This window comes from Pimelobacter sp. 30-1, assembly GCF_018831735.1.
In the GTDB taxonomy this organism is placed as follows: domain Bacteria; phylum Actinomycetota; class Actinomycetes; order Propionibacteriales; family Nocardioidaceae; genus Nocardioides.
The window spans coordinates 558,640-576,675 of sequence record NZ_NHTS01000001.1; the positions used below are offsets into that span (position 1 = coordinate 558,640).

General features: G+C 73.1%; 17 protein-coding genes. 10 read left to right on the top strand and 7 right to left on the bottom strand.

Translation table 11 applies throughout. From position 1 onward, the window contains the following. Nucleotides 1-8: 8 nt before the first annotated feature. From aceE to CCO04_RS02645, 3 genes are all read right to left on the bottom strand, one after another. Nucleotides 9-2,651 carry a pyruvate dehydrogenase (acetyl-transferring), homodimeric type gene (aceE, locus tag CCO04_RS02635; protein ID WP_215812529.1) on the bottom strand — a complete coding sequence of 881 codons (2,643 nt, stop codon included), beginning with the start codon at nt 2,649-2,651 and terminating at the stop codon, nt 9-11. A gap of 90 nt (nt 2,652-2,741) precedes the next feature. Further along, a complete protein-coding gene (locus tag CCO04_RS02640) occupies nt 2,742-3,632 on the bottom strand; it encodes a LysR family transcriptional regulator (protein WP_215812530.1) in 891 nt (296 codons plus the stop codon). A gap of 24 nt (nt 3,633-3,656) precedes the next feature. Beyond that, a complete protein-coding gene (locus CCO04_RS02645) occupies nt 3,657-4,319 on the bottom strand; it encodes a hypothetical protein (protein WP_215812531.1) in 663 nt (220 codons plus the stop codon). Nucleotides 4,320-4,415: 96 nt separating this feature from the next. On the opposite strand from CCO04_RS02645, the gene CCO04_RS02650 reads away from it, so the two are divergent. Continuing rightward, entirely contained in the window at nt 4,416-5,099 is a 684-nt protein-coding gene (locus CCO04_RS02650; RefSeq protein WP_215812532.1) for a LuxR C-terminal-related transcriptional regulator, read from the top strand. On the opposite strand, the gene CCO04_RS02655 is transcribed toward CCO04_RS02650, so the two are convergent. The 3 genes from CCO04_RS02655 to CCO04_RS02665 form a co-directional block, all read right to left on the bottom strand. Beyond that, complete coding sequence (locus CCO04_RS02655) at nt 5,063-6,268, bottom strand: PrsW family intramembrane metalloprotease (protein WP_215812533.1); 1,206 nt, start codon at nt 6,266-6,268, stop codon at nt 5,063-5,065. The two genes, CCO04_RS02650 and CCO04_RS02655, sit on opposite strands and share 37 nt — an antisense overlap. Then, a complete protein-coding gene (locus CCO04_RS02660) occupies nt 6,265-6,903 on the bottom strand; it encodes a hypothetical protein (protein WP_215812534.1) in 639 nt (212 codons plus the stop codon). Before CCO04_RS02660 ends, CCO04_RS02655 begins: the two co-directional genes overlap by 4 nt. Nucleotides 6,904-6,990: 87 nt before the next feature. Next, nucleotides 6,991-7,578, bottom strand: coding sequence for a tetratricopeptide repeat protein (locus tag CCO04_RS02665; RefSeq protein WP_215812535.1), 588 nt, complete (start codon nt 7,576-7,578; stop codon nt 6,991-6,993). Nucleotides 7,579-7,747: 169 nt separating this feature from the next. On the opposite strand from CCO04_RS02665, the gene CCO04_RS29465 reads away from it, so the two are divergent. The 6 genes from CCO04_RS29465 (at nt 7,748) to CCO04_RS02695 (ending at nt 13,040) form a co-directional block, all read left to right on the top strand. After that, a complete protein-coding gene (locus CCO04_RS29465; protein ID WP_215812536.1) occupies nt 7,748-8,746 on the top strand; it encodes a hypothetical protein in 999 nt (332 codons plus the stop codon). A gap of 44 nt (nt 8,747-8,790) precedes the next feature. Next, complete coding sequence (locus tag CCO04_RS02675) at nt 8,791-9,876, top strand: glycosyltransferase (protein ID WP_215812537.1); 1,086 nt, start codon at nt 8,791-8,793, stop codon at nt 9,874-9,876. A 281-nt stretch (nt 9,877-10,157) separates the two neighbouring features. Further along, nucleotides 10,158-11,345 (top strand): elongation factor Tu, encoded by a 1,188-nt coding sequence (gene tuf / locus CCO04_RS02680; protein ID WP_215812538.1) that lies wholly within the window; start codon nt 10,158-10,160, stop codon nt 11,343-11,345. A 74-nt stretch (nt 11,346-11,419) separates the two neighbouring features. Then, entirely contained in the window at nt 11,420-12,112 is a 693-nt protein-coding gene (gene cobB, locus CCO04_RS02685) for a Sir2 family NAD+-dependent deacetylase (RefSeq protein WP_215812539.1), read from the top strand. A gap of 7 nt (nt 12,113-12,119) precedes the next feature. Then, complete coding sequence (locus CCO04_RS02690) at nt 12,120-12,575, top strand: MarR family winged helix-turn-helix transcriptional regulator (protein WP_215812540.1); 456 nt, start codon at nt 12,120-12,122, stop codon at nt 12,573-12,575. Between the two features lie 75 nt (nt 12,576-12,650). After that, complete coding sequence (locus tag CCO04_RS02695; RefSeq protein ID WP_215812541.1) at nt 12,651-13,040, top strand: cupin domain-containing protein; 390 nt, start codon at nt 12,651-12,653, stop codon at nt 13,038-13,040. Nucleotides 13,041-13,044: 4 nt separating this feature from the next. Here CCO04_RS02695 and CCO04_RS02700 read toward each other — a convergent pair whose 3' ends face one another. Continuing rightward, a complete protein-coding gene (locus tag CCO04_RS02700; protein ID WP_215812542.1) occupies nt 13,045-13,812 on the bottom strand; it encodes a TetR/AcrR family transcriptional regulator in 768 nt (255 codons plus the stop codon). 120 nt (nt 13,813-13,932) lie between these two features. Here CCO04_RS02700 and CCO04_RS02705 point away from each other — a divergent pair, with 120 nt between their 5' ends. The 3 genes from CCO04_RS02705 to CCO04_RS02715 all read left to right on the top strand — a co-directional run bounded on the left by CCO04_RS02705 (nt 13,933) and on the right by CCO04_RS02715 (nt 18,015). Beyond that, on the top strand, nt 13,933-15,216 hold the full coding sequence (locus tag CCO04_RS02705; RefSeq protein WP_215812543.1) for a hypothetical protein: 1,284 nt from the start codon (nt 13,933-13,935) through the stop codon (nt 15,214-15,216). After that, entirely contained in the window at nt 15,213-15,719 is a 507-nt protein-coding gene (locus CCO04_RS02710; protein WP_215812544.1) for a hypothetical protein, read from the top strand. The genes CCO04_RS02705 and CCO04_RS02710 overlap by 4 nt, the downstream gene beginning before the upstream one ends. Before the next feature lie 118 nt (nt 15,720-15,837). Beyond that, on the top strand, nt 15,838-18,015 hold the full coding sequence (locus CCO04_RS02715) for an MMPL family transporter (protein ID WP_215812545.1): 2,178 nt from the start codon (nt 15,838-15,840) through the stop codon (nt 18,013-18,015). Nucleotides 18,016-18,036: the final 21 nt, after the last annotated feature.

Below are 18,036 nucleotides of genomic sequence, written 5' to 3' on the forward strand. Positions count from 1 at the left end.
TGCTGTCCTCACGCGTGGGCCGGGTCGGCCCGGTCGGGGTCGATGCCGTACTTCTCGATCGCCTGGGCGACGACGGCGGGGGTGACGGTGCCCTCGTCGGCGAGCCGGCGCAGGGCGGTGACGGCGATGAAGTGCCGGTCCACCTCGAAGTGGCGGCGCAGGTTGCGGCGGTAGTCCGAGCGGCCGAAGCCGTCGGTGCCGAGCGCGGTGTAGTCGCCGGGCACGAAGGCGCGGATCTGGTCGGCGTAGGCCTTCATGTAGTCGGTCGCGGCGATCACCGGGCCGGGGCGGCCGGCCAGGCACGCGGCGACGTACGGCGTGCGCGGCTCCTCGAGCGGGTGCAGGGTGTTCCAGCGCTCGGTGGCCAGGCCGTCGCGGCGCAGCTCGGTGAGGCTGGGCGCGCTCCAGACGTCGGCCTCGATGCCGAAGTCCGCAGCGAGGAGGTCGGCGGCGGCGAGGACCTCGCGCAGGATCGTGCCCGAGCCGATGAGCTGGACCTGGGCGGTGCCCTCGGCGGGGCGCAGCTCGTAGAGGCCCTTGAGGATCCCCTCGGTCGCGCCCTCGGGCATCGCCGGGTGCTCGTAGTTCTCGTTCATGAGCGTGAGGTAGTAGAAGACGTCCTCCTGCTCGGCGTACATCCGGCGCAGGCCGTCGGCGACGATGACCGCCAGCTCGTAGGCGTAGGTCGGGTCGTAGGCGATGCAGTTGGGGATCATCGCGGCCTGCAGGTGGCTGTGGCCGTCCTCGTGCTGGAGGCCCTCGCCGTTGAGCGTCGTGCGCCCGGCGGTGCCGCCGACGAGGAAGCCGCGGGCCCGGATGTCGCCGGCGGCCCAGGCGAGGTCGCCGACCCGCTGGAAGCCGAACATCGAGTAGTAGATGTAGAACGGGATCATCGGGGTGTCGCTGCTGGAGTACGACGTCGCGGCCGCGATCCACGACGACATCGCGCCGGGCTCGTTGATGCCCTCCTGGAGGATCTGGCCGCTGGCGTCCTCCTTGTAGAACATCAGCTGCTCGGCGTCCTCGGGGGTGTAGAGCTGGCCGCTCTGCGAGAAGATCCCGACCTGGCGGAAGAGCCCCTCCATGCCGAAGGTGCGCGCCTCGTCGGGGACGATCGGCACGACCCGCTTGCCGATCTCCTTGTCGCGCAGGAGCTTGGTGAGGATCTGGACGAACGCCATGGTCGTCGAGATCGCGCGGCCGTTGGAGCCGGCGACCTGGGCGGCGAACGCCTCGACGCCGGGGACCGCCAGGGCGGCCGACGTACGGCGGCGCTCGGGGAGGTAGCCGCCGAGCGCCTGGCGCCGGGCGTGCAGGTAGGTGTGCTCGGGCGAGCCCTCGGGGAACGACAGGTAGGGCAGGTCGGTGAGGTGCTCGTCGGCGATCGGGATGGCGAACCGGTCGCGGAACGCGCGCAGCGCCGGCTCGGCGACCTTCTTGGCCTGGTGGCTGATGTTCTGCGCCTCGCCGGCGGTGCCGAGGCCGTAGCCCTTGACCGTCTTGGCGAGCACGACCGTCGGGCTGCCGGTGTGGGCTGCTGCGGCGGCGTAGGCGGCGTAGACCTTCTGCGGGTCGTGGCCGCCGCGGGTGAGCCGCCAGATCTCGTCGTCGGACCAGTCCGCGACCAGCGCGGCGAGCTCGGGGTCGACCCCGAAGAAGTGCTCGCGGACGTAGGCGCCGTCCTTGGACTTGAAGGTCTGGTACTCGCCGTCGACGCACGCCATCATCCGGCGCTTGAGGGCGCCGCTGGTGTCCTGGGCGAGGAGCTGGTCCCAGCCGGAGCCCCAGACGAGCTTGATGACGTTCCACCCGGCGCCGCGGAAGACGCCCTCGAGCTCCTGGATGATCTTGCCGTTGCCGCGCACCGGGCCGTCGAGGCGCTGCAGGTTGCAGTTGACGACGAAGACGAGGTTGTCGAGCTTCTCGCGGGCGGCCATCGAGATGGCGCCCAGCGACTCGGGCTCGTCGGTCTCGCCGTCGCCGAGGAAGGCCCAGACCTTGCGGGGGGCGGTGTCGGCGAGGCCGCGCGCGTGGAGGTACTTGAGGAACCGCGCCTGGTAGATCGCCATCAGCGGGCCCAGGCCCATCGAGACCGTCGGGAACTGCCAGAAGTCGGGCATCAGCCACGGGTGCGGGTACGACGACAGGCCGTCCCCGCCGGTCTCCTGGCGGAAGTTGTCGAGCTGGGCCTCGGTGAGCCGGCCCTCGAGGAAGGCCCGCGCGTAGATGCCGGGGGACAGGTGGCCCTGGACGTAGACCAGGTCGCCGCCGTGCTCGGCGGTGGGCGCGTGCCAGAAGTGCTGGAAGCCCACGTCGTAGAGCGTCGCCGCGGACTGGAAGCTGGAGAGGTGCCCGCCGAGCTCGGTGGAGTCCTTGTTGGCGCGCAGCACCAGGGCGAGGGCGTTCCAGCGGATCGCGGAGCGGATCCGGTGCTCGATCTCGCGGTCGCCCGGGTGCTGGGGCTCGTCACCGGGCGCGATCGTGTTGACGTAGGGAGTCGTGGCGACGAAGGGGACCCGCGCGCCCAGCCGCTGCGCCTCCTCGAGGACCTGGTCGAGCAGGTACTTCGTCCGTGCCTCGCCCTCGAACTCGAGGACGGCCGCGAGCGCGTCGCGCCACTCCTGCGTCTCGGCGGGGTCGATGTCGGTCATCCCGGGTCCTGTCGGTCGATGGTGCGGGCGGCACCATCCTCAGCCGGGAATCTTCATGCGTCCAATGCCTAGTTTGCGACCAAACAATGATCAGAGTGCATGGATCTTGCGGCTCGTCCGGAGCGTGTGGGTGCGGAAGTCGGCCGACGCCGCCGGCAGCGTGCGGCCCTTGACCCAGGCCAGGCCGATCTCGCGCGCGGCGTTGACGTCGCTGACCCGCAGGTACGGCGTCGTGGGCGCCGCCGTGCTGCGCGGCTCGGGCAGCAGCGCGACCCCCAGGCCGGCCGAGACGAGCCCGCGGAGGGTCTCGACCTCCTCGCCCTCGAACCCGATCCGGGGCGCGAAACCGACCTGGGCGCAGAGGTCCTCGGTGACGGCGCGGAGGCTGAAGCCGGGCCGCAGCACGATGAACTGCTCGTTCGCGACGTCGCGCAGCCGCGCCGTACGGCGTCCGGCGAGGCGGTGGTCGGGCGGGACGACGAGCCGGAGCGGCTCGAGGAACAGCCGCCGGCTGTCGAGCTGCGGGTGCTCGGGCCGGTCGCCGGTGACCGCGAGGTCGACCATGCCGCCGAGCAGGTCGTCGACCAGGCCCGCGTCGCCGTGCTGGCGCAGGTCGAAGCGCACGTTCGGCCGGGCGACGTGGAAGCTGCGGATCAGCTCGGGCACGAGCCAGGTGCCGAGGGTGTGCAGGAAGGCGACGGGGACGAAGCCGGCGTCGGGGGCGGTGAGGTCCTGGACCGACCGCAGGCCGCGCTCGTAGGCGTCGACCGCCTCGCGGGCGTGCCGGGCGAGCTCTCGGCCCGCCGGGGTGAGCGTCAGCCCGCGCCCGACCCGCTGGAAGAGCGGCGTACCGACCTCGCGCTCGAGACGGGCCAGGGCCCGGGAGACCGCGGGCTGGGTGCGGTGGACGCGCTCGGCCGTCTCGGTGACCGTGTGGCCGTCGGCCACGGCGAGGAATGCACGGATCGTCTCGAGCTCCATGGGCCCATGCTCTCAGTGCATGGATCAGGTACCTAGCAGCTCGCTCTCGATGGCGTCCCGGAGCGCGGCCAGGTGCGGCCCGAGACCGGTGGCTCGGCCGGCGAGATCGGCGCCCGCGCGGCGCCGCTCGTCGGCGTCGAGGGCGACCAGGTCGAGCACGTCGTAGGGGTCCCACTGCTCGTAGGCGATGCACTGGAAGCGCGCCCCGGCGCGGGTCCGGCGCTGCGAGATGCCGACCAGCTTGCGGCCGTCGACGAGGACCTCGCCGGGCCCCAGCGCGGCGAAGCAGACGAGCCGGCCCCACGGCGTCTGCTCGAGACCGCCGCGGTAGAGCTCGGTCGTCACGCCGAGCGTCGCGAGCGCGCGCTGCCAGGCCTCGCCGAGCCAGTAGACGGACGTCCGGACGTCGTCGCTCCACCGCGGGTCGTGGCGGGGCACGACGACGTCGAGCCACACGCTCCGGGCCGGGTCGACGTAGACGGCGCCGCCGCCGCTGCGCCGCCGTACGACGTCCACGCCGGCCGCCGCGGTGGCGTCCGCGTCGGCGACGGTGTGGTCCTGGGCGCTGCCCAGGACGAGCGCGGGGTGGTCGGGGGTGAAGGACCAGGCCTCGGCCTCGGTCAGGTCCTCGGGGATCGGGCGGGCGTGGAAGTCCGCGATCGAGCCCGTGATCTTGCGCAGCAGCACGCTCCGGATTGTGCCCGAGCAATTCACAACGGCCCACCCGCGGTTGTGAAAGCGCGACGTCTAGCCTCACCGCCTCTGCTCGTCAGGGAGGGCGACATGGGGACATCGACCGCACCGCGCCTCGCGATCATCGACCACCACGTGCTGTTCGCCGAGGCGGTCGGGCTCGCCCTGCAGGCCCAGGGGTACGCCGTCCGGCTGGTCGACGTGGGCGACCCGCGGGCCTCGTCGGCGACCGTGCTGAACCAGGCCGTCCGCGGTGGCACCCAGGTGGCGCTGCTGGATCGCTGGCTCGGGCCGTTCGGTGACGGCCTGCGGCTGGTCGGCCCGCTGCGCGCCGCCGGCGTCCGGGTCCTGGTGCTCACGGGGAGCCCGGACCGCGCGTGCTGGGGGGAGTGCCTGCGCCACGGCGCCGCCGGGGTCGTGCCCAAGAGCTGGCCGCTGGACCGGGTGCTCGCGTCGGTGCACCGGGTCCGCGGCGGACAACCGCTGATGCCCGCGGCCGAGCGGGCCGCGCTGGTCGAGCTCGCGCGCCGCGAGGACGCCGAGACCGGCGAGATCCGGCGCCGGCTGGCGCGGCTCACGCCGCGGGAGGCCGCCGTCCTGGGGGCGTTGATGCGGGGTGACCCGGTGGGCGAGATCGCCCGGGCCGGCGTGGTCTCACCGGCGACGGTGCGCAGCCAGGTGAAGTCGATCCTGGCCAAGCTCGAGCTGTGCTCGCAGATCGCGGCGGTCGGCGCCGCTCACCGGGTCGGCTGGAGGGTGCCCGCGGCGGGCTGATCCGGTTCGGCGAGCGCTCGCAGGCGGACGACCTCGGCGCGGGCCTGGTCGACGGCACCGGCGTCGGCATTGCCGTGGTGGGCCGCGGCGATGTCGTGGGTGAGGTCGAGGACCGCGTGGCGCAGGTGCTTGCGGGCCCGGCGGGCGTGGTGGTTCGGGGCGGCCTTGCGGTAGGCCTTGCGCTGGTGCTTGTCGACGACGGCCTCGACCTCGGCGTCGCTGACCACGCCGGCCGCGACCTCGGGGGCGAGGATGTCGCGGATGATCTGGTGCTCGCGCGGCGCGGCGGCGCGGAAGGCCCAGCGCAGGATCACCATGGCCAGGATGATCGAGCCGCCCATGACCGCGAACGTCTGGAGCCCGTTGCCGTTGCCGAGTCCGGCGGCGTCGTCCCAGGTGAAGTGCAGGAACATCCCGGCGACCACCAGGGCGATGCCGCGGCCGATCCTGCGGGGCTGGGCGGCGGTGCCCAGCAGGTAGATCGCGCCGCTGCAGACCAGCGCGCTGAAGAGCGGGTGGGACACGAAGCTGACGGCGATGCGGGTGAAGGAGATCTGGACCGCGTTGCCGACCGGGTCGGTGCCGAAGGCGGTGGCGGTGCTGTTGACGGCGTAGAGGAAGTCCTCGAAGACGGCGAACCCGAGCCCGACGAAGGCGCCGATGATGAGCCCGTCGTTGGCGGTGCGGACCAGGCGCGGGGCCAGGCCCATGATGAGCAGGAAGCCGCACAGCTTGGCGGACTCCTCGGTGAAGGGCGCGGTCAGGCCCGCCGCCCAGTTGGCGCTCCACTCCTGCCCGAACAGCTTGGGGTAGATGCTGAGCATGGCGCCGTTGACGGTGATCGCGAACCCGAAGGTGGCCGGGACCGCGCCCCAGGTCAGGGCGGCGACGACGAGGCCGCGGGGCTGGCGCTCCCACCGGTCGATGTGGTGGAACCACCACGCCCAGGCCGCGCCGCACAGGCCGCAGAGGATCGCGGCGATGATGAAGGCCTGGGCGTAGAAGTCGGCCTTGGGGCCGAAGTACGACCAGACGTGGACGAGACCGACGCCGGTGAGGGCGAGGTAGACCCAGAAGCAGAGGTTCTGGGGCTGGAAGAACGTGAACCGCTCGCCCCAGGCGGAGGTCTCGAGCGCCTCGGTACGGCGCTGGTCGGCGTCGGTGCTCACGAGCCGCTCCCCTCGGAACCGGTGCTGCGGATGCTGGTGATCATGGCGCGGATGTCGGACGAGGCGGCCCGCATCGGGGCCGGTGAACCGTAGGCGGTGACCTTGATGCCGGTCCCGCCGATCACGAAGGCGGCGATCAGGCCGTCGCCCCGGACGCTGCTGTAGGTCTGCAGGACGCCGACCTCGCCGGACGACGTCGTGATCGTGGCGGGGTCGCCGTCGATGCGGAAGGTCGGGTCGTCCGTGGCGCTGGTGACCTTCTGGATCTGCTTCAGCAGCGCGGCGGGGGTGCCGTCGAACTTGTCGGGGACCACCGCGAACGTGACGCCGCCACCGCCGGTGACCACGGCCGGGCCGCTCTGGCCGGGGGTGCCGCTCGCGGGGGTCCGGAAGCCGGACTCGATCTCCCAGCCGGTGGTGGGAGTGAACGCGATCGTCGCGGTCAGGGCCAGCTCGTCACCGGCCCGGACCGGGTCGTCCCAGTCGATCGCCTTGTCGACGAGGGGGATCGCCACGGTGGAGAGGAGGAAGACCCCGATCACGAAGAACGCGAAGGGGAACGATCTCTTGTCGAGGCCGAGGAACCGGTGCTCGACCGGCACCCGGGACCTGCGCTCGTGGACCTGCAACGACACTGGACCTCCCAGAGATCTGGAACCCGCCGACTCGTCACGACCACCCTAGGGGAGACGGCGCTCCCGCGTCGTGGGGACGGTGACGGTTCAGCCGCCGTACGACGGCGGGGGGACGTCCTTCAGCGCGGGGTCGAGCTCGATGCCGCGGGCGAGCGCCTTCTTCGCCTCCGCCTCGTGCCCGAGGTGGCGCAGGGCGTAGCCCAGCCGCAGGTACGTCGGCGCGTCCTCCGGTGCGACCTCCAGGACCCGGCGGTAGAGGTCGACGGAGGCCTCGAGGTCGGCCGGCTCGGTGAGCAGCGCCAGGTTGTAGAGGGCCGGCGCGAGCTCGGGGTCGGCGGCGATCGCCTGCTGGTACTCCTCGATCGCGGTGGCGTCGTCGCGGTCCTGGGTCTGCGCGAGGTAGCCGAGGTTGTAGTGGGCCCGGGCGTGCTCGGGCTCCAGCGCGACCGCGGCCTGGAAGGAGCGGCGCGCACCGTCGACGTCCTTCGCGGCCAGCTGCTCGACGCCGTTCGCGACCAGGGTGTCGGCCGTGGCCGTGGTGGCGCTCGTTGCCGGGCGGCTGTCCTTGTCCTCGTCGCCCCCGCCGCCGCAGCCGGCGAGCAGCACCGTTCCGGCCAGGGCCAGGGCGACCAGGGCGCGGGAGGGACGGGGGACGAGCGAGACGAGTGCGGGCACGTCCGCCTCATCGGCGGGACCCGGTCCCGCTTGAGAAGGCTTCTCCAGATTCCTCGGATCGGCCGGGCCGGCGCCGATGGGGCGCTCGGGCAGCGACGGTGCTGCCCGGTGCGTTCTCACCCCCCTAGGGCCAGGCTCCCGGGTCCGTTTCGCCGAGGAATTCATGCTGATGAACAAGAAATGGCGCCAGGTAGGCCTCTACTCCGTCTCCGTCATGGCCACGACCGCGGCCACGCTGCTCCCGAGCGTCCCGGCCTCGGCCGACGTCGCGTCGGCGGCGCCCAAGGTCAAGCAGGTCATCGGCTGCTACGACCGGGACACCGGCGCGCTGCGCCTGGTCCAGAAGAACGGCCGCTGGCTGGTCAACGGCGCCGAGCGCCGCTGCCGGGCCGGCGAGCGCCAGATCAAGTGGCGCATCGGTACGACGGGCGTCAGCGTGCCCGGTGCCCAGGGCGAGCGGGGCGCCACCGGCGCCACCGGCGCTCAGGGCGCCACCGGTGCCAACGGCACCCCGGGGGCGACCGGCCTCCAGGGCGTCCAGGGCGCCACCGGAGCGATCGGCGCCACCGGCCCGATCGGCCCGACGGGTGCCACCGGCGCGACCGGCGCCACCGGCACGGACGGCTCGGACGGCGCCACCGGCGCGACCGGCTTCGACGGCAACGACGGCTTCGACGGCGCCACCGGCGCGACCGGCCCGACGGGTGCCACCGGCCCGACCGGCCCGACCGGCCCGACCGGCATCGCGGGCGTCGACGGCGCGGGCGTCGCGCCCGCCTATGGCTCGTACGCGAACAACTCCGGCGGGGTCATCGCGGTCGTGCTCGGCGGCACGAGCATCCCGTTCCCGACCACGACCGCGTCGCACGACGTCGTGGTCGACGGCACGAGCACCCAGTTCACGGTCGCCACGGCCGGTGACTACCAGGTGTCGTTCCGGGTCCAGAGCAACGCCGGGTTGCTGGCGAGCGTCCGGGCGCGACTCAACGGTGCGCCCGTGGCCTCGCTCGACGACGGGACTGTCGTGTCGACCAGCAGCTGGGGCGGCTCTGCGGTGCTGACCCTCGCCGCGGGTGACACGATCTCGGTCGAGGCCTACGGCCTGCTCGGCGCGCTGGCGCTCGACACTGGCACCGGCGCGAGCCTGCAGCTCGTCCGGGTCGGCTGACCCACCGCGGAGAGCGAACCACCAGGTCCACGGAGGGAGCACGCGTGCCGGGCATCGGCTTGATGATGATCGTCAAGGACGAGGCGCACGTGATCCGGCGCTGCCTCGACAGCGTGCGTCCCTTCGTGGACTGGTGGGTCGTCGCCGACACCGGGTCGAGCGACGGCACCCAGGACCTCGTGCGCGAGGCCCTGGCCGGGATCCCCGGTGAGCTGGTCGAGCGGCCGTGGGTCGACTTCGGCCACAACCGGCAGGAGGTCCTCGACCTCGCCCGGGCCAGCGCCCACCGTGGCGCCGGTGACTACGCCCTGTGGATCGACGCCGACGAGCAGCTGCGCGACCTGCCGCCGGTCCGGCCCGCGCTGACCGCGTCGGGCTACCACCTCCCGGTGGCGTACGGCGACGCGCGCTACGCCCGGCTGTGCCTGGTCCGGCTGGAGGACCCGTGGCGGTGGAACGGACCGATCCACGAGTACCTCGACCTGCCGGGCGCCGCGCTCGGCACCCTCGACGCACCGGGTGTGCTGGTCCGGCACGACGGCGCCCGGGCCGGCGACCCGGACACCTACCGCAAGGACGCCGCCCTCATCGAGCGGGCGCTGCGTGCGGACCCGGACTCCCCGCGGCTGCAGTTCTACCTCGCCCAGTCCTGGCGCGACGCCGGGGAGCCGGAGCGGGCGCTCGCGGCCTATGCGGTGCGGATCGCCAACCCCGCGGGCTGGGACCAGGAGCGCTGGTGCGCGCGGTTCGAGTCCGCCCGCCTGCGGGAGCGGCTCGGTGCGCCGGTCGACCAGGTCGTCGACGCCTTCCTGGCGGCGTTCCAGGCCTGCCCCTGGCGGGCCGAGGCCCTCGTCGAGGCGGCCCGCCTGGAGCGCACCCGGGAGCGCTACGAGGTCGCGCTCCTCTATGCCCGGGCCGCGGCCGCGCTGCCCATGCCCGGGGGTGAGGCGCTGTTCGTCGACGCCCCGACCTACACCTGGCGCGCCTGGGACGAGGTCGCGGTGAGCGCCTACTGGACCGGCCGGTACGACGAGGGGCTGGCCGCCGCGGAGCGCGCGCTCGCCGTACGCCCGGACGACGAGCGGCTGCGCGCCAACGTCGCGTGGTGCCGCCAGGGCCTGGCCGGCTGAGCCGCCGGGAATCCGGTGGCACGCCGCGGTGTTGCTGCCTATCGTGATCCGCATGTTCGCCGCCACCACCGCGCTCCCGGCAGTCCTGCCGGTCGCAGCGCGCTGCGCCGGTGCCGCGAACCTGTCGTTCTCGCTCGCCGGCGCGCGACGCTGACCCTCCTCCCGCCCCAGCGGGACCGAAGGAGGAGGGTCGGTTCCACCCGGTCCCGGGCGCGAGCGGTCTGGCACGCCCTCGCCCACGTCGTACGCCGACGAACCACCAGCAAGGAAGCAGAACCACCATGGCCAAGGGCCAGTTCGTGCGGACCAAGCCGCACCTCAACATCGGGACGATGGGTCACGTCGACCACGGCAAGACCACGCTGACGGCAGCGATCACCAAGGTGCTCGCCGACGCCGACCCGACCCAGAACACCTTCGTCGCCTTCGACGGGATCGACCGCGCTCCCGAGGAGGTCCAGCGGGGGATCACGATCAACATCGCGCACGTGGAGTACGAGACGGCGACCCGTCACTACGCCCACGTCGACATGCCGGGGCACGCCGACTACGTGAAGAACATGATCACCGGCGCCGCCCAGGTGGACGCCGCGATCCTCGTCGTCTCCGCGCAGGAGGGCACCATGCCCCAGACCCGCGAGCACGTGCTGCTGGCGCAGCGCGTCGGGGTGCCGTACCTCGTCGTCGCGCTCAACAAGTCGGACGCCGTCGAGGACGACGAGCTGCTCGACCTGGTCGAGCTCGAGATGCGCGAGCTGCTCAGCGAGTACGGCTTCCCCGGCGACGAGGTGCCCGTCGTGCGGGTCTCCGCGCTCAAGGCGCTCGAGGGCGACCCGCGCTGGACCCGGTCGGTCGGCGACCTGCTCCAGGCGGTCGACGACTACGTGCCGGTCCCCGAGCGCGAGCTCGGGGAGCCGTTCCTGATGCCGATCGAGAACGTGCTCACCATCAGTGGGCGCGGCACGGTCGTCACCGGCGCGGTCGAGCGCGGCTCGCTGCGTGCGGGGGAGGCGGTCGAGGTCGTCGGGCTCGGTCCGACGGTCGCGAGCGTGGCGACCGGGCTGGAGACGTTCGGCAAGACGCTGGACGAGGTCCAGGCCGGCGACAACGCGGCCATCCTCCTGCGCGGCGTACGACGTGAGGAGGTCCGGCGTGGCCAGGTGCTGGTCGCGCCCGGCTCGGTCACGCCGCACGCCCGGTTCCGGGCGAACCTGCACGCGCTGAGCACGGCCGAGGGTGGCCGGCACACGCCGTTCGCGGCGGACTACCGCCCGCAGTTCTACTTCCGCACGACCGACGTGTCGGGCGGGATGGACCTGGGGGAGGTGGCCGTCGTCGCGCCGGGCGACACCGTCGAGGTCGTCGTCGAGCTCGGCAAGCCGGTCGCGATGGAGGTCGGGCTCGGGTTCGCCGTCCGTGAGGGCGGCCGGACCGTCGCGGCGGGCACGGTCGTGGCGCTGCTCGACTGAGCGATCCGGCGCCGGGACGGTCTGGGGCACGGACGGGTGACGGCGGTCACCAGCGAGGCAGGTAGCCTCCGTTCGTGCCTCAGATCGTCGTCCTCACCGGTGCCGGCATCTCCGCGGAGAGCGGCGTACCGACGTTCCGGGACGCCGACGGGCTCTGGGAGGGCCACCGGGTCGAGGACGTGGCGACGCCCGAGGGCTTCGACCGCGACCGGGCCACGGTGCAGCGCTTCTACGACGACCGGCGCGCGGCGCTGCGGACCGTCGAGCCCAATGCGGCGCACCGCGCGCTGGCCGAGCTCGAGGAGACGCTCGGCGAGGGGCTGCTCGTCGTCACCCAGAACATCGACGACCTCCACGAGCGGGCCGGATCGCGCAACGTGGTGCACATGCACGGCGAGCTGCTCAAGGCGATGTGCCGCTCCTGCGGCGCGATCGTGCCGTGGGACGGCACCCTCGCGGACGAGCCGGTGTGCCCCCAGTGCGGCGTCGCCGACCTGCGCCCGGACGTCGTCTGGTTCGGCGAGGTGCCCTACGAGATGGACCGGATCGCGGACGCGCTCTCGGACGCCTCGCTGTTCGTCTCGGTCGGGACGTCGGGCGCGGTCTACCCCGCCGCCGGCTTCGTCCAGCACGCGCGCCGGCACGGCGCCCGGACGCTCGAGCTCAACCTGGAGCCGAGCGAGGGCAGCCACTTCTTCCACGAGTCGCGCCAGGGCAAGGCGGGCGAGCTGGTGCCGGCCTGGGTGCGCGAGGTGTTCTGGGGCTGATGGGCTGATGGCTGAGCCGAACCTCGGGATGCAGTTCGCCTTCGCCTTCCGGGCGTTGGCCGACCGGCACGCCGAGGTGCTCGCGGAGCTGCTCGGCGAGGAGCTCAAGCCTGCGCATGCCTACCTGCTGCGCGCGGTGGCCGGGGCGCCGTACAGCGTCGGGGGGCTGGCCGAGCTGCTCCAGGTGACCAAGCAGGCGGCGAGCCAGATGGTCGACCTGCTCGAGGACCGGGGACTGGTGGCGCGCGCGGTCAACCCGACCGACCGGCGAGCGCGCGAGGTGACCGCGACGGACCGGGGCCGGTCCGTGCTCGCGACGGCCGACCAGGCCTGGCGCACGGTCGAGGGCGAGGTGGCGGGGACGGTCGGGGCGCGCCGGTACGCCGCGCTGACCGAGGCGCTCGCCACCTACCTGGCCGTGGCGCCCCCGGCGCCCGCGGGCGGGGTGCGCCCGGTCTGGTGATCGTCAATCTGCTTGACCATTCCGTGCGGCCGCCGTACGTTGATGGTCAAGCAACTTGACCATCCGGAGGCCCCTGTGCGCATCACCCACCCCGCCGAGCAGCGCGTCTCGGCCACCCCCAACGCCGTCATGACCACGCTCGCCTCGCCGACGCTGAGCGCGACCGCGGACCTCAGCGTCTGGAGGGTCGCGATGAGCGCGGGTCAGCAGGGGCCGCACCACCTCTTCGACGTGGAGCAGGTCTGGGTGGTGCTCGCCGGGGAGCCGACGGTCGCCGGTGACGGCGCCGAGGAGCGACTGGCGCCCGGGGACGCGGTGACCTTCCCGGCCGGTGTGCAGCGCCGGATCACGGCCGGTGCCGACGACGTGGAGTTCCTGGTGTGCGGCGCCGGCCGCGGCCGGGCCGTGCCGATCGCCGACGAGGGGACGCCGGGCGAGCCCGTCCTCCCGCCGTGGGTGGCGTGAGGGCTCAGGCCGGCGTCCGGGCCAGCTCCTCGTCGATGATCGCGGTCAGCCGGGCGCGCTCGCCGTCGAGGCCCAGGGGACCCAGCCAGTCGAGGATGACGGCCCGGAACAGCTGGCCCGAGGCGATCACGCGCGGGTCGCAGTGGCCCGTCGACTCGAGCGTGACCACGCCGTACAGGGCCGACCAGGCGCGCATGTAGATCCACAGCAGGCCGCGCTCGGCCGGGTCGATGTGCTCGGCCTTGGCCGGGATCAGTGGGTCGAGGACGGACTCGCGGATGACCGGGTCGAGCTCGTCGAGGCGGGGGTAGGGGAAGCGGTACTTCTCCCAGATGTCCCAGAGCAGGTCGGTGAAGTAGTGCCCGGACGTGGCCAGGGTGAGCAGCTCGCGGCGCTCGGTGTCGGCCTCGGCGATGGGGTTGGCGAAGACCAGCGCGAACTGGTGCGGCCGGGACAGCGCCCAGTGCCGGAAGCGGACGCAGGCGACCGCGAGCCGGCCCGCCGGGTCGTCCTCGGGGAAGCGTGCCGCGGCCTGCTCCCACTCCGCCGTCGCCGCCTTGTCGAGCTCGAAGGCGACGAGGTCGACGAGCTGCTGGTAGCTCGCGACGTAGCGGTAGAGCGCCGGAGCCGTCATCCCCATCCGCCCCGCGACCGCGCGCAGGGACAGGTCGGCGCCCTCGTCGAGCAGCGCGGAGGAGACCTCCACGATCTCGTCGTACGTCGCCTGGCGCTGGCGTTCGCGCCGGGTGACCGGTGCGCGGAGATGGGCCATGGGTGCTCCCTCGAGAGTGACAGGCTGACACCATAGTTTACGTCGTTAGCGGCTGGCGCCCGGGAAGTCGGGCCGTGCGGCACTGGGTTCCGGGTCACCGGGCACCGCAGCCTCGGGGCCATGCGATATTCCCGCTTACTCCGCGCGAGCGCACTCCTCGCGCTCCCCCTCCTGGCCGTGGCGGCCCCCCTGCCGGCCGCGCCGGCCGCGGCGGCTGCGGCCGGCGCCGCGGCGCCCGCGAGCCTGGGCACGATCGTCTACCTCAAGGGCCACGACGTGTACGTCGCCCGCCCGGACGGCTCCGGCGAGCGCCGGCTGACCACCAACGGCACGTCCGCGAACCCGTGGCGCTCCCCGAGCAGCGCGGACAACGGCATCGTCGTCGCCGCGCGCGGCAGCGTCGTCTACCGGATGGACCAGTGGGGCACGGTGCTCAGCTCGTTCGACCCGCCGGACCTGCGCGACTCCTCGAAGCAGCCGATCGGCGGCACGATCGCGGACACCACGATCTCGCCCGACGGCTCCAAGATCACCTACACCTACGAGCACTTCACCTGCCCGCCCGACGGCAGTGCCTGCCGGGAGCGCTGGGTCACGGCCGTCAGCGCCGCGACCGCGCTGACGCCGGCGACCCAGCAGGGGGTGGCGTTCTACGACAACCCGTCGTGGGTGACCGGCAGCCGGCTCGTCCTCAACGGCACCGGCTTCGACTCGATCCACCTCTTCGACCTGGCGCGCCAGCAGCAGTTCTGGTTCCACGACGCGCAGTCGTCCACCGACTTCCACCCGCTCTTCGAGCCGACCGTCTCGCGCGACGGCACCGCGTTCGCGTCGACGCGCGGTGAGGGCGGCGAGGCGCACATCATGATCTCGAGCGTCAACGGCAACGTGCTCAGCGGTCCCCGGCCGACCTGGCCGACGCAGCAGTGCTGGACCGGCGCCACGAGCGCGGACTTCGCCAGCCCGACCTTCGCGCCCGACAGCAGCGCGCTGGCCTGGGCCGGCCCGGGCGGCGTCTGGGTCAAGGACGACCCGCTCGACTGCTCGGTCCAGGAGACGCTCGCCGTTCCTGGTGCCCGGGCCCCGTACTGGAGCAACGCCGGGCTGCAGAGCACCCGGCCGACCCATCGCTTCGCGGTGCAGGCGGCGCCGAGCATCAAGGCTCCCCGCGCGGTGCGTCCCGGGGTGCGGCTCGCGGCGCGGCCCGGGACCTGGAGCCCGCAGCCGACGTCGCTGCGCTACCAGTGGCTGCGCGACGGCCGGGCGATCCCGCGGGCGACCGCGGCGACGTACCAGGTCAAGAAGGCCGACCGCCGGCACCGGTTGAGCGTGCGGGTGAGCGTGGCGCGCGCGGGCTTCCAGAACGCCGTGGCGACCAGCCGGATCGTGAAGGTGCGCCGATGAGGACCGCGCTCGCCGCCGCCCTGGCGGCCCTCGCCCTGATCGCCGCCGGGTGTGGCGACGACGACACCGAGCCCACCCCGGGCGCCGACGGTGGCGGCCCGGTCGTCACCGAGGACGGGGGTGGGGACGGCGGTGGGGACGGCGGCGACGACGCCCTCGGCGACGTCCCCGAGGAGTGCAAGGAGCCGTTCCCGCTGGCGATCGGCACGCCCGACCTCGGCGACGTCACGCTGCTGCCCGACGGCTTCCCGGACCCGCCGGTCGAGGCGGTCCTCTGCCTGACCAGCGAGACCATCGGCGGGCAGAACGAGACCGCCTCCTACGCCACCGAGGCCTCCGAGGAGGAGGTCCTGGCCGGCTACGAGAGCGCGCTCGCCTCGTACGAGGCGACCCGGGAGACCGACGGCATCGGCCGGTCGATCGTGACCGCGACGGCCGGCGACGTCTTCGTCCAGGTGACACCGCAGGACGGCGGCTTCGTGATCGCCTTCGCCCGCGGCTGAGCCGACCCTGGCTCGGGGCGTGGCAGTGATGCGTTGACACGGTCGTTAACGGCGTTTACCGTGATGCCTGTTAACTGACCTGATCCCGCATCACTGCTGCGCCTTCGGAGGACTGACCATGATCGAGCGATGGGGCGCCCTGGTCGTGCGCCGTGCGGTGGCCGTGCTGCTGGTCGGGCTGGGCGTCACCGCCCTGGCCGCCCTGGCCGGCGTCGGCCTGGAGGACAAGCTCGCCGCCGGCGGCTTCGACGACCCGGGCACCGAGTCGGCCCGCGAGCTGGTCCAGGAGCGGGCCGCCTTCGGCAACCGCTCCATCGACACGATCGTCCTGTTCTCCAGCGACGACGCGACCGTCTCGGACCCCGCCTTCGAGGCCGAGGTACGCCGTACGGTCGCGGCGATCCCGCAGGACAGCGTCGTCTCCGTCGCCACCTGGTACGACGTGCAGGACCCCGCGATGGTCAGCACCGACCGGCACGCGACGGCCGTCTACGTCTCGCTCGCCGGCAGCAGCCAGAACGACTTCATCGACTCGTTCGACGCGCTGCGCCCGGCGGTCGAGAAGAGCACGCTGCACACCGAGCTGGCCGGACCGTACGCCGTCTACAGCGACGTCAACGAGGAGACGAAGTCCGACCTCCTGCGTGCCGAGCTGGTCTCGATGCCGGTCGTGCTGCTGCTCTCGCTCATCATCTTCCGCAGCGTGGTCGCCGCGCTGATGCCCCTGCTCGTCGGCGCGGTCGCGGTGCTGGGCGCCCGCGCCACGATCGCCGGGCTCAACGAGCTCGTCGACGTCTCGATCTTCGCGCCCAACATCATCACGCTGCTCGGACTGGGCCTGGCGATCGACTACGCGCTCTTCGTGGTCTCCCGCTTCCGCGAGGAGATCGCCCGCACTCCCGACGACACCCGGCGGGCGCTGGTGCGCACGATGGCGACCGCCGGCCGGACCGTCGCCTTCTCCGCGCTCACCGTCGCCGCGGCGATGAGCTCGCTCCTCGTCTTCCCCCAGACCTTCCTCAAGTCCATCGGGTACGGCGGCATCGCGGCCGTGCTCATCGCGATGGTCGCCGCGCTCACGGTGCTGCCGGCCGCGCTCGCCCTGCTCGGCACCCGGATCGACGCGGTCCGGATCCCGTTCCTGCAGCGCTCGACGCCCACCGAGAGCGACCACGGCGCCTGGGCCCGGCTGGCCCGCGCGGTGATGCGCCGCCCGGTCGTGGTGGCCGTGGCCGTCGCGGCGATCCTGCTCGCCGTCGCCTCGCCCTTCCTCGGGGTCAAGTGGGGCAGCGTCGACTACCGGGTGCTGCCGGACGACACCCCGTCGCACCAGGCCTCCGAGCGGCTCAACAGCGAGTTCGGCCCGGAGCGCTCGACCGCCAACATCCTGGTCGAGGGCGCCGACGAGAGCGCGCTGGCGACGTACACGCGGGGGCTGGAGCAGGTCCCTGGCGTCGTCGACGTCCGTCCCGTCGTGAGCGAGGGCGGCACCACGCTGCTGCGCGCTGCCTGGGACGGCAACAGCCAGACCGAGGCCTCCCAGCAGGTGGTGCGCGACCTGCGCGACGTCCCGGCGCCGGAGGGCTCCGAGGCGCTCGTCGGCGGGCTCACCGCCGACACCGTGGACCTGGCCCAGTCGGTCGGCGACCACCTGCCGCTCATGGGCCTGATCGTGGTCGGCGTGATGCTGGTGCTGCTGTTCCTCGCCTTCGGCTCGGTGATCCTGCCGCTCAAGGCGATCTTGATGAACGCGTTCTCGATCACCGCGTCCTTCGGCGTCGTCACCTGGATCTTCAGCGACGGCCACCTGTCCGGGCTGCTGGGGTTCACGCCCCAGGGCTTCCTCGACATGACCAACCCGATCGTGATGCTGGCCGTGCTCTTCGGGCTGTCGATGGACTACGAGGTGTTCCTGCTGTCCCGGGTGCGCGAGCAGTGGGACGCGACCGGAGACAACGACCTCGCCGTCCAGACCGGTGTGCAGAAGACCGGCCGGATCATCACCAGCGCCGCGCTCCTGCTCGCCGTCGTGATCGGGGCGTTCAGCCTCAGCGGCGTGGTGTTCATGAAGATGATGGGCCTCGGCATGCTCGTCGCGATCCTGGTCGACGCGACCGTCGTCCGGGCGCTGCTGGTGCCGGCCACGATGAAGCTCCTCGGCCGCTGGAACTGGTGGGCGCCCGCGCCCCTGGCCCGCTGGTGGGACCGGCACGGCTTCCGCGAGGGCGGCGGCCCGGACGACGACGCCGGCAGCGCGTCCCCCGGCGAGCGGGAGCCGGTGCCTGCGGGCGCCTGACATCTCCGTCCGGTAAAACGG

Coding starts and splice junctions, on each gene's coding strand:
- aceE (WP_215812529.1), bottom strand. CDS start 2,651: ATGACCGACATCGACCCCGCCGAGACGCAGGAGTGGCGCGACGCGCTC.
- CCO04_RS02640 (WP_215812530.1), bottom strand. CDS start 3,632: ATGGAGCTCGAGACGATCCGTGCATTCCTCGCCGTGGCCGACGGCCAC.
- CCO04_RS02650 (WP_215812532.1), top strand. CDS start 4,416: ATGGGGACATCGACCGCACCGCGCCTCGCGATCATCGACCACCACGTG.
- CCO04_RS29465 (WP_215812536.1), top strand. CDS start 7,748: ATGAACAAGAAATGGCGCCAGGTAGGCCTCTACTCCGTCTCCGTCATG.
- tuf (WP_215812538.1), top strand. CDS start 10,158: ATGGCCAAGGGCCAGTTCGTGCGGACCAAGCCGCACCTCAACATCGGG.
- CCO04_RS02690 (WP_215812540.1), top strand. CDS start 12,120: ATGGCTGAGCCGAACCTCGGGATGCAGTTCGCCTTCGCCTTCCGGGCG.
- CCO04_RS02700 (WP_215812542.1), bottom strand. CDS start 13,812: ATGGCCCATCTCCGCGCACCGGTCACCCGGCGCGAACGCCAGCGCCAG.
- CCO04_RS02705 (WP_215812543.1), top strand. CDS start 13,933: ATGCGATATTCCCGCTTACTCCGCGCGAGCGCACTCCTCGCGCTCCCC.
- CCO04_RS02710 (WP_215812544.1), top strand. CDS start 15,213: ATGAGGACCGCGCTCGCCGCCGCCCTGGCGGCCCTCGCCCTGATCGCC.
- CCO04_RS02715 (WP_215812545.1), top strand. CDS start 15,838: ATGATCGAGCGATGGGGCGCCCTGGTCGTGCGCCGTGCGGTGGCCGTG.